Origin of the sequence: Lentzea sp. NPDC051838 (genome assembly GCF_040681245.1) — a bacterium.
Taxonomy (GTDB): domain Bacteria; phylum Actinomycetota; class Actinomycetes; order Mycobacteriales; family Pseudonocardiaceae; genus Lentzea.
Window position 1 is genome coordinate 22,128 of record NZ_JBFAYI010000052.1, and the last position, 10,198, is coordinate 32,325.

At 67.2% G+C, this 10,198-nt stretch carries 9 protein-coding genes; 5 read left to right on the forward strand and 4 right to left on the reverse strand.

Annotated features, from left to right (window positions below):
* Positions 1–172 precede the first annotated feature (172 nt).
* Genes AB0M24_RS46065 through AB0M24_RS46075 form a run of 3 tightly spaced genes read left to right on the forward strand, consistent with a single transcriptional unit; the run spans position 173 to position 3,389 of the window.
* On the forward strand, positions 173–1,096 hold the full coding sequence (locus AB0M24_RS46065) for a heme o synthase (RefSeq protein WP_363781252.1): 924 nt from the start codon (positions 173–175) through the stop codon (positions 1,094–1,096).
* A gap of 22 nt (positions 1,097–1,118) precedes the next feature.
* Positions 1,119–3,119 carry a hypothetical protein gene (locus tag AB0M24_RS46070; RefSeq protein ID WP_363781254.1) on the forward strand — a complete coding sequence of 667 codons (2,001 nt, stop codon included), beginning with the start codon at positions 1,119–1,121 and terminating at the stop codon, positions 3,117–3,119.
* A 21-nt stretch (positions 3,120–3,140) separates the two neighbouring features.
* On the forward strand, positions 3,141–3,389 hold the full coding sequence (locus AB0M24_RS46075) for a three-helix bundle dimerization domain-containing protein (RefSeq protein ID WP_363781256.1): 249 nt from the start codon (positions 3,141–3,143) through the stop codon (positions 3,387–3,389).
* Here the strand turns inward: AB0M24_RS46075 and AB0M24_RS46080 are convergent.
* Complete coding sequence (locus AB0M24_RS46080) at positions 3,373–3,699, reverse strand: hypothetical protein (protein ID WP_363781258.1); 327 nt, start codon at positions 3,697–3,699, stop codon at positions 3,373–3,375. The two genes, AB0M24_RS46075 and AB0M24_RS46080, sit on opposite strands and share 17 nt — an antisense overlap.
* Before the next feature lie 84 nt (positions 3,700–3,783).
* On the opposite strand from AB0M24_RS46080, the gene AB0M24_RS46085 reads away from it, so the two are divergent.
* Positions 3,784–5,703: a helicase gene (locus AB0M24_RS46085; protein ID WP_363781260.1), complete on the forward strand. Its 1,920-nt coding sequence runs from the start codon at positions 3,784–3,786 to the stop codon at positions 5,701–5,703.
* On the opposite strand, the gene AB0M24_RS46090 is transcribed toward AB0M24_RS46085, so the two are convergent.
* The 3 genes from AB0M24_RS46090 to AB0M24_RS46100 are packed head-to-tail and all read right to left on the reverse strand — an operon-like array spanning position 5,601 to position 7,971.
* Positions 5,601–6,254, reverse strand: coding sequence for an HD family phosphohydrolase (locus AB0M24_RS46090; protein WP_363781262.1), 654 nt, complete (start codon positions 6,252–6,254; stop codon positions 5,601–5,603). The genes AB0M24_RS46085 and AB0M24_RS46090 overlap by 103 nt on opposite strands.
* A 58-nt stretch (positions 6,255–6,312) precedes the next feature.
* Positions 6,313–6,960: a hypothetical protein gene (locus AB0M24_RS46095; protein WP_363781264.1), complete on the reverse strand. Its 648-nt coding sequence runs from the start codon at positions 6,958–6,960 to the stop codon at positions 6,313–6,315.
* Positions 6,961–6,966: 6 nt separating this feature from the next.
* Entirely contained in the window at positions 6,967–7,971 is a 1,005-nt protein-coding gene (locus AB0M24_RS46100) for a hypothetical protein (RefSeq protein ID WP_363781268.1), read from the reverse strand.
* 802 nt (positions 7,972–8,773) lie between these two features.
* On the opposite strand from AB0M24_RS46100, the gene AB0M24_RS46105 reads away from it, so the two are divergent.
* On the forward strand, positions 8,774–9,973 hold the full coding sequence (locus AB0M24_RS46105; RefSeq protein WP_363781266.1) for a DUF222 domain-containing protein: 1,200 nt from the start codon (positions 8,774–8,776) through the stop codon (positions 9,971–9,973).
* The last annotated feature ends 225 nt before the right edge of the window (positions 9,974–10,198 follow it).

Below are 10,198 nucleotides of genomic sequence, written 5' to 3' on the forward strand. Positions count from 1 at the left end.
TCTCCCTCGTCCTCCGGCCAGCCTAGTCCTGAGAGATTCAGATGTTGCTCTGAAAGGTCTCAGGACGTTGTGTGCCGGGGCACACCAGCACCCGAACGGGCTGTGAATTCTTTGCGCGGTTACCATCAGTCGCTGGTTTTCCCACCACTTGCTATGCGAGGAGCGTTCACGGATGAGTGCCGTCCTCGAGGCTGGCTCCAGGTCGCCTCGCCAGGTAGTTGGCGCCTATGTGGCACTCACCAAGCCGCGGGTCATCGAGCTCCTGCTGATCACGACGATCCCCGCGATGCTCCTGGCCCAGCACGGCCTCCCGCCGCTGTGGCTGATCGCCTGCACGCTGACCGGCGGCACCCTCGCCGCGGGGTCGGCAAATGCCCTCAACTGCTTCGTCGACGCCGACATCGACTCGGTCATGAAGCGGACGGCGGCCAGGCCCCTCGCGCACAACGCCATCCCGCCGCGCAACGCCCTGATCTTCGGCATCGTGCTCGGCGTCGTCTCGTTCGCGTTCCTCTGGATCTTCGTCAACCTGATGTCCGCCGCGTTCGCGGTGGCGACGATCCTCTTCTACATCTTCGTCTACACGCTGGTCCTCAAGCGCCGTACCTCCCAGAACATCATCTGGGGCGGCATGGCGGGCTGCATGCCGGTGATCATCGGCTGGAGCGCGGTGACGGGCACGGTGCAGTGGCCGGCCCTCGTCATGTTCGGCGTCATCTTCTTCTGGACTCCGCCGCACACCTGGGCCCTCGCGATGAAGTTCAAGGAGGACTACGCGCGTGCAGGTGTGCCGATGCTGCCCGTGGTGGCCACAGCTCAGCAGGTGACGCGGCAGATCGTCATCTACAGCTGGATCACCGTCGTCTGCACTCTCGCGTTGTTCCCCGTCACCTCGTGGATCTACGTGGCGGTGGCGGCCCTGTCGGGCGTGTGGTTCGCCGTCTTCGCGCACAAGTTGCACAACGTCGTGCGCCGCGGCGGATCCACGAACACGATGAAGTTCTTCCACATGTCGAACCTCTACCTGATGCTCGTGTTCTGCGGTCTCGCCGTCGACGCCGTTGTCGGGTTGCCGGTGCTTGGCTGGCCGTTCTAGCTGCACCTCCAGGCGTACGGCTGTGGCGCCCGTAGAGTTCACCGTCACCGGCGGCGAAGGCTCGCCGCTGGAGTTCGTCGCTGCTTTTCTCGGGTCTCGCTCGCTGGTCGTCGTGACCGATCCCGGCGGGTGGGCGCAGGTCAGCGCCGGGCTCGCGGTCGGATGCCCGGCGTCCACCGTGGTCACGACATCGGTGCGCGTTCTGCGGTTCGCGGTTCTGGATCTCCGGCATTTCTCGTCGGCTTCTTCTTTGCCGTCGTTGTCCGACGTACGCGGTGACGTCGTCGCGTTGCACGACACGCGCTCGTGGGACACCACCCCAGTCGTGCAGGCTCTGCGGCGGCTGGGGCGGCCCGTCGTGCTGTTCACCGCCGTGCACACGTGGGTCTCCGCGGTGGACCCCGATTCGGTGCTGATCGGGTGGAGCGCGCCTTTCGTGGTGCTCGCCTCGCCTGTCGGTGCCGGTGAGGGGCGGGTCGAGGACGCTCTGTGGCAGTTCCGGGAGCTGGAGCGGCGGCGACTGCTGCGCTTCACGGCGTTGCCCGCGCCGCCGCCCGCCGCTGATCGTCCAGTTTCGGTCGTGGTCGCGCTCCCAGGTGCCACCGAAGGCATCGCGGGGGCGTTGCGGCCCGGTGCCGAGTACGAGGTGTGGGTGCACGTCGGCCAGCACTCGGACGCTCTGCCGGGCGACGTGGAGCTGCGGGCGGTGCTGAGCATGAACGGGCGGCCCGTGCTGGCCGAGTCGTTCGTGCTGCCCGCGGAGGGTTCCAGTCCGTGGGTGAGCTTCCCGGTGAAGACGCCGTACGCGGCCGTGCCGTGGACCGGAGACCTGGTGATCTACTCCGGGGTGGTGCCGGTGCACGTCCAGCAGGTCGTGCTGCCCGTTGGCGCGGGTGAGTCCCGTGCTTCCGTGCGGTTTCAGCTGTCGCGGACGTTCGCTGACCTTGAGCCGTTGGCGTCGCGGGTGGCGTCGGTGCTGGTCGTGGGGGAACGGGCGCTGGTGGCCGACGGCCCTGGGGTTCCTTCTTGGGTGAGCCTGGACCTGGGCGATCTGCCGCACTCATTTCCCGTCGCGGCGGGGCTGGATCCCTGGTACGGCAAGGACTTCCCGTCGTTCTGCGAGGATCTGGCGGCTCTTGCCCGGCAGGGGTCGGCTCTCTACTCGCGGCTGTTCGGGTCGGACGCTGTCGCTGATCGGATTCGGCGGCTGGGACGGGCTCGCCCGGCCGGGATGATGATCGCTTCGGTTGCTGGTTCCTCCGTGCCGTGGTCGTTGATCTACGACCTGCCGTTTCGTGAGGGGCCGTACCGGCTGTGCGCGTCGGTGGGGCAGTTCGGGCCGTTCGGTGCCGGGGGAGATGTGCCCGCGCACTGCCCGGTGGCCGATCACAGTGGAAACGTGTTGTGCCCCTTCGGTTTCTGGGGCCTGTCGACGGTGCTGGAGCAGCCGGTCGGGCCGTTGGTGCCGGTTGTTTCTTCGCGCCCGCGGCCGTTCGAGGTGTCGATGGCGGTCGACCACGGGATGGATCGTTCGTTGACCGAGCGGCACGTGACCGAGCTGATGTCGATGCTTCCGCCCGAGGTCGTGACGTCGGCCTACGTGACTCCGTCGGAGCTGGGCGTTCTGTTGGCTCCCGAGGCCATGGACGTCGTGCACCTGCATTTCCGCGAGGGGTTCCTCGATCTCGAGGAGATCGAACGCTGGGATCGCGAGGGTGTGTGGCCGCGTCCGCACTGGCCGTCGCGCAAGCCGGTGGTGGTGGGGACCTCGCCGATGCCCGGCCTGGTCAGGGCGTTCCTGGCGGGCGGCGCGTCGGCGGTGATCAGCCCGGAGGTGGCGGTGCCGCAGGACATGGCGGGCTGGGTGACCGGCATGGTGCTGGCGCGGCTCGCGGCCGGGTTCGGCGCGGGCGAGGCGTTGCGGCTTTCGCGGTGGGAGATGCTGAGCCGTGGCAACGTCATGGGGCTCGCGTACACGCTGTACGGAAGTGCTGATCTTCGGGCACGGTTGAACCGCGGCTGACGTCTGGTCGTTTCCCTGAGCATGCTGACCCCGGATGCCCGACTCCGCCAGGCGATCACCGAGCTGACCCGTCGTTTCGGTGGCAAGGTGCCTGACGTGGAGATCTTCGAGGCCGCGGCGGCAGCGTACGAGGCGTTGGAGTCCACTGCGACCGTGAGCACCCATCTCGCCGTGCTCACCGCACGCCGCGCTGCCCGAGAGCTCGCGTTGACAGCCGTCGGCGTGCAGATGCCGGTTCAGCAGAAGGCCGGGCTCACGGCTGCTCGGTGACCTCGACGTAGAGCTTCTCGGACTGGCTCACTGCTGTGCGCGCGAGGGTGGCGAGCTCGCTGAGGTGCGCGAACGCCTCGTGGAAGCCCATGTCGACGAGGGGCGCCCAACTGAGCGCGACGTCGTGCATGCGCGCGGGGTCGGCCTTGTCGAGCTGCGCGACGAGGGCGTCCGGGAGTGCGAACACGCTGTCCTGCGGCTGGGGCTCCCAGACCTCGTTGAACACCTGGTGCCAGACGACGACGGCTTCGCGCGCGTCGTAGTCGCCGGCCGCCACCGAGTCGCCGTCTCTGATGAAGAAAGTGCTCATTGCCGTCCGATGTTAGTGGGCGGCTGAGGCTGTCAAGAAGAACAAGACTGCACTTTCCCAGAACGTGGGTGCACCCTCTCCCACGTGCCTGAACAAGACCACCTGAACGTTGTCTACGCCCGTCTCGACGCGTTGCGGGAGGAGGCTCGCGCCGCGCTCGCCCGCGGGCACGCGCCGGACGTGTGGCGGGCGGAGCTGGCGCGGCTGACGGCGGTCGAGGACGGGTTGTGCTTCGGGCGGCTGGACTTCGCCGACGGCCGGCGCGTCCACATCGGACGGATCTCGCTGTTCCTCGACGACGAGCCGTTGCTCGTGGATTGGCGTGCGCCTGCTGCTCGGCCGTTCTACACCGCGACCGCCTTGGAGCCGGACGGCGTCGTGCTGCGGCGGCGGATCACCACGCGCGGGCGCGTTGTTGTTGCGGTGGATGACGATCTGGTCGGGGAAGCGGCTTTGCTCGCCGCTGTGACGGCTGCGCGAACCGGGCGCATGCGCGACATCGTCACGACGTTGCAGGCCGAGCAGGACCGGATCATCCGGGACGACGCCCGTGGGGTCCTGGTGGTGCAGGGTGGGCCGGGTACCGGTAAGACGGCCGTTGCGCTGCATCGGGTCGCATATCTGCTGTACACACACGAGCACTTGCGTGGTCGCGGTGTGCTCGTCATCGGGCCCAGTCAGGTGTTCCTCGACTACATCGGGCAGGTGCTGCCGGGGCTCGGCGAGAACCGGGTGGTCACCTCGACCGTGGCTGGTCTTCGTCCGGTGGTGGTGACCTCGACGGATCCTGATGCCGTGCGCAAGGGGCGGGCGGACATGGCGGTCTTGTTGGCCGAGCGGGTGCGGGCTGCTGTTCGGGTGGAGCCGTTGGAGGTCGAGTTCGAGCAGCAGGTGTTGCGGGTGGATCCGGCCGGGGCCGTGCGGGTGGCGAGGGAGACCGGGTTGCCGCACAACCAGGCGCGGCTGGTGTTCCAGCGCGAGGTCGTCGACGTGCTGACCCAGGAGCTGGTCTCGCAGATGGAAGCGCTTGTGTTCTCCGAGACCGGTGAGGCGCTGGACGGAGGCAGTGCGGACGGATCGCTCGGTGAGGCCGAACTGCGGGCGTTGGCGGCTGCTGGAGTGGTGGTCGGTGCGGACGACGGGCCGCGTTCGGTGCTGGACTCAGCGGACCGCGAAGCGTTGCGGACGGCGTTGCTCGGCGATCTCGGGGTTCGGGACGCGCTTGATCTCGTGTGGCCTTCGCTGACGCCCTCGGATGTCGTCGAGGGGCCGTGGAGTGCCGCGGATGTGCCGTTGCTGGACGAGGTCGCGGCCTTGGTCGGGGAGAGCGTGCCGGTGTTCGGGCACGTCGTGGTGGACGAGGCGCAGGAGCTGTCCGAGATGGCGTGGCGGATGCTGGAGCGCCGTTGTCCGTCGCGGTCGATGACGGTGGTGGGAGATCTGGCGCAGACCGGGAGTGCGGCGGGGGCGACGTCGTGGGACCGGGTGCCGGGGCCGCGCCGGCTCGCCGAGCTGACCGTCAACTACCGGACTCCGGCGGAGATCATGGAGGTCGCGGCGGAGGTGCTGGTCGCGCATCATCCTGGGCTGCGACCGCCGACGTCGGTGCGGGCGAGCGGTGAGCAGCCCCGGCTGGTGCGGGTCGAGGACGTGCCGGGTGCTGTGGGTGCGTTGGTCGCCGAACACGCCGAGGGACAGCTGGCGATCATCACGCCCGACGTCGACAGGCTGGCGGACGCGCTGGCGCTCCCCGTTCCGCCGGATCTCACGGACGAGGTCGTGCTGCTGACCCCGGCGGAGGCCAAGGGCCTGGAGTTCGACGTGGTCGTTCTCGCAGGCTCATTCGCGCCCAACGACCTCTACGTGGCGATGACGCGCGCCACCCGCCGGCTGGTGGTGGTTCAGGAAGCGACTCGGGACAGCAGGTCTTCGACGCACGGGTCGTCGAGCGACTCGACGATGCACTTCCACAGCGAGAGGTTGGTCTCGGCCCACTTGGTGTAGGTCGCGGCGGCCTCGGTGTCGTAGAAGTAGTAGCCGTCGTCGGCCTTGCCCACCTGCTCGCCCACGATCTTGTACGCGAGCTCTTTGAGCGTGATGCCGTTCTCCTGCAAGTACTTGTGCGCGAGGACGACCGGGGTGACCGGCAGGGCCTTGAAGAGCGTGTCCGCGTCCGAGAGGGCTTGGGCTTCGAGCGAGATGTCGCGGTGGCGGGTGCGCATCTCGGCCTCGATGACGATGCGTTCGATCCGGTCGATGTCGCCCACGCAGACGCCCGCGACGAAGAGCGTCTTGCGGCGCAACGCTTCGCCGTCCGTGGGGAGCGAGTTGCGGCGGACCATGTAGTTGAGGTCGTGCACGAGGGCGGCGACCTCGACGATGTCTGCCGCGGAGCCGTTGCGTTGGGCGAAGTGCACGGCCTTGTCGCGGACGAAGCTCACGTGGTGCCAGCCGTGGAACTGCAGCTTCGCGGCCAGGTCCTCGCACAGGCGCCTCACACGCTGCTCCACGTCCGCGATGACAGACCTCGGAATCGTTGTGCGCGTACGCATCATCAGCCCTCCCGACCAGGTGGGCTGATGGTAGGCGTGTTGCGAGGGCCTCAGTGAGGCTTCACAGGTGGTTCGTCAGATCCTCCAAGCGGTCCTCGACCGGCACGTGCCGGTGGCTGAGTCCGGTGTCCGGGTCGTAGCTGAGGCTCCACGGCGTGACGGCACGTGACTTGACCAGGAACGTCATCGTCCCTTCTGCCGCGCGCGGGATGCGGTGGAACTCGTGGGCGAGCAACGTGCCCGTGGTGCCCTCGGTGCACTGAGTGCGGTTCGTGAGCTCGGTGGCGACAACCGTGCGCCCGCCGACGCCGAGCCGGGCGTCGAAACGTTCGTGCAGGTAGGCGCCGCTCAGGATGGTGGTGCAGAAGTGGTACCGGTGGTTGTGCACCGAGTCCGCGTAGCCGGCGCGCCAGTCCGTCAGCGGCTTGTACTCGTGCAGCCAGAACGTGAACTGCTCGTCTGGTTCATCCCTGAGGCACCACGCGAAGTGCGTCGTCGTCTCGCGGGAGTGCGCGATCACCCACGTCGCCTGCTGAGGCGTGAGCTGGTCCAGGTAGGCCCTGAGCTCTTTGCGCAGCTCCGGCCGCGTCGCCCACTCGCGGAACCACACACCGACGTCGGTCCAGTGATCCACGACGGGAAATTCGGCGCGTTTCACCCGAGCGGCGAGCTCCTCGAGCGCGGACAACCCGGTGAACTCGGCTAGCAAGATCGATCAGCTCCTCAACTGAGCGGAAGCGGAGAATTCGCGGCGGAATGCGAGGAACTTGTCTTCGAGCTCCTTGAAACCGTCACTGTGCAGGGTTTCGCCGGTGATCTTCTCGTACAACGCACTGAAGTCGTTTCTGGTCGTCCCCGGTGTGATGACGAAGTGGTATCCGGCCTTCGAATTGCTGATCCGCAGGAACTCGGCGCGCTCCTTCGCGTACAGGAACGAGCTCTCGGTGAACCTGAGCGTCCTGGGATAGGGCCTCAGCACTCCGGCGGTGTTGCTGTAGAGCGTCATCCAGACCGAGTCGTCGAACAACTCGAGCCTGTCCAGCGGCGGATCGGAAACGATGGTGACATCGATCCGCGTGCACCTGCTGCGCGCCTGATACAACCCGACCAGCCCGATGCTGATCTGTTCCTTGAGCTTCTGCTGAATCTCGTCGTAGTCGCCGTCCGCTCCTTCGTTGCGAAGCAGGTACCGCGCCCTCCCACTGATCGCGTTGTCGTCACGCGGGTCCGCCAGCACCGCCTTGAGCTCGCACTCCGACTGGCTGAGCAGCACTCTTCCCGCCGCGTACCGCCCGGCGAACCCGCGGAAGCAGTACAGCCGCGTCCGCTCCAGGTCCTGCATCATGAGCTTGTTGAACTCGGGATCCGGCGTCGCCGTCGGCTCGAACACGTGACTCGGGAAGAACTCCCGGTCCAGCGCCCGGTACTCCTCGCTCAGCTCTTTGAGCGCCTTCCGGCTCTCGTCGATGACAGGCTGCAGCAGTGCTTTCTGCGCCGCTTTGGACGTGATCAACGTCTGCGTGAAGCTCACCACCGCCGATATGAGCGTGCCCGTACCCAGCGCGGTCAGGAGGTTTCTAGCTGTGCCGGAATCCATTTGACTGGAAATGGCGAGGCTCGTCCCCGACGTCACCACGAGTATGAGGAGGAGCAACCCGGTCCGAGTCCAGAACAACTCCTGGATCAGGTTGCTGCGGATGCCTCCGGCCTCCGCGGACACGAGTCCCACCTCCTGGGGGTCACCTCATCGGCCGCTACCCGAACGGACGAATGCGGTCGGTGTCCGATCAAGTGCGCGGAGTTACTGTACGCGTCGGTCAAAAGAACCGGAAGCTGCTATTCGTGCGACATTTAGAACCGGAATAACCGCCCTTGGGCCCAGTCGCGCGTGTGCATCCGTGCGCTTCGGTGACACCGCGTCGCGGGCGGCCCCGAACGTGTCGGATGAGGGTGACCGGCCCACCCGAACGCACCCACCCGCCGTGTCTTGGTCCGATCGGGCGCCGGTCGGAGGCTGGTCGGGCTGGTCCGGTGGGTGGAGCGTGCGCGGGTCGGCTCGGGCGGGTCGGCTTGGCACCGAACGTGGCGGTTCCAGCGGGGTTGGTCGCGTGCCGTGCGTTCTGTCGCCTTGCGTAGGTGGGCGCGCGGGTCAAAGACCGGACGAGCTTTGGTTTCGTCATCGCCGCTGGCGCGTCGATTGCGATTGGGGCTTGACTTCGGGTCCCTTGCGAGGCGCTTGTTCGGGCGGAAAAGGTCGGATGCTCCGCACCCGCCCGATCCGAAAAGGGTAGCACCTCGCACCCGAAGTCAAGCCCCAATCGCTTCGCGTGCGTGGTTGCGTTTGTGCTGTCGGGTTCCGTCATTACCGGTGTCCCGCGTTGTTCTGCTCTCGTTCGGCTCGGCTTCGCCATCGCCGCTCGCCTTCGGCTTCGCGGGAGGTGTTTCGTTTGACTGAGCGATTCACACGATGGTGTTCTGTTTTTCGCGTTATCTGGTCGTGATCTTGCGGTAGAGTCGAACATGTGAGCGACCCCCGACTTCTTTCCTCCGACGAGCTCCTGCAGAGCATCGCCGATGATGTGAGGGAAATGCGGGTGCGCGAGAATTCGGCGATGCGAAAGATCGCCGAGCTGGAGCGGCGTGGGGCGGCGGCCGAGTTCGGTTACAAGAAGTTGGCGCAGGTGCTGCGGGACGCGGTCCGCTGGGACATTCACGTCGCCCAGCAGTGGGTCGCGAATGCGGGTCTGCTGAGCAGCGAGATCACTCCAACCGGCAGTGAACTGGCCCCGGAGCTTCCGCTGACGGCACAGGCTGCGGCCGAGGGCGAGTTGTCGATCGCGCATGTAGTGGAGATCGCCAAGGCGATGAAGAAGCTACCCGCCGAGCACGAGGCTACGGTCGTGGGCCACGCCCGGCAGTTCGACCCCACCACGGTCCGCAGGCTGGGCGCCAGGCTCGCTTACTCGCTGCACCAGGACGACCCGGAGCCTGCCGACCCCCAGCCGGAGCGCCAGGTCAATCAGCACCACAGCCGCTGGCGCAAGGACGGCGTGCTGGAGATCAAGGCGCTGCTGGACAAGGTCACCGGCGCGGCCTACGAGGCCGCCCTGTCCCCGCTGGCCAAGCCCCGCCCGGACACCGGCGAAGGCCCGGACCAGCGCGACCGCTCCGAGCGCGAAGGCGAGGCCTTCGCCGAGCTGATCAACCTGATGGTGCGCGCCGACCAGCTCCCCGAACACGGCGGCGAGCCGGTCACCCTGACGCTGACGATGAGTTATGACGACTTGGCCGCGAAGACGGGCGACGCGCTGCTGGACAACGGCGAGCGCATCCCTGCCGCCCAAGTCCGCCAGCTCGCCTGCAACGCCGGAGTGATCCCGCTGGTGCTGGGCGGCCAGTCGCAGCCGATGGACATCGGCCGCAAGACCCGCACCTTCCCCGCCGGAATCCGCCGAATCCTGGTCGCCAGGGACCGAGGCTGCGCCTTCCCGGGCTGCACCAGGCCACCCAGACACTGCGACGCCCACCACATCCAGTACTGGGCCGACGGTGGCGACACCTCTGTCGACAACGCCGTCCTACTGTGCCGCCACCACCACACGCTGATCCACCAAAGCGAGTGGGAAGTGAAACTGGTCCACGGCATACCGACGTTCTATCCACCACCATGGTTGGACCCAGACCGAAAACCAAGACGCAACCAACTCCACACCGCCGCCTAAACCGCCAGGCGAGTGGTTATTGCGAGCCCGGTCATTGCGATTCGGGCCATTGCGAGTCGGGTCGTTGTCAGCCGGACTATTGTCGGCTGCGTCGTTGTGTGCCGAGTCGTTGTGCGCCGAGCCGGGAGCAAGCCACGAGCGAACAACGTCCCGCGCGGCACGCGCGGCACTCCCGCAAAGCCGAAGGCAAGCGGCGATGGCGAAGCCGAGCCGAACGAGAGCACA

Excerpts from the sequence above, each read along its gene's own strand:
- AB0M24_RS46080 (WP_363781258.1), bottom strand. The coding sequence starts at position 3,699 with ATGAGCACTTTCTTCATCAGAGACGGCGACTCGGTGGCGGCCGGCGAC.
- AB0M24_RS46075 (WP_363781256.1), top strand. The coding sequence starts at position 3,141 with ATGCTGACCCCGGATGCCCGACTCCGCCAGGCGATCACCGAGCTGACC.
- AB0M24_RS46090 (WP_363781262.1), bottom strand. The coding sequence starts at position 6,254 with ATGATGCGTACGCGCACAACGATTCCGAGGTCTGTCATCGCGGACGTG.
- AB0M24_RS46065 (WP_363781252.1), top strand. The coding sequence starts at position 173 with ATGAGTGCCGTCCTCGAGGCTGGCTCCAGGTCGCCTCGCCAGGTAGTT.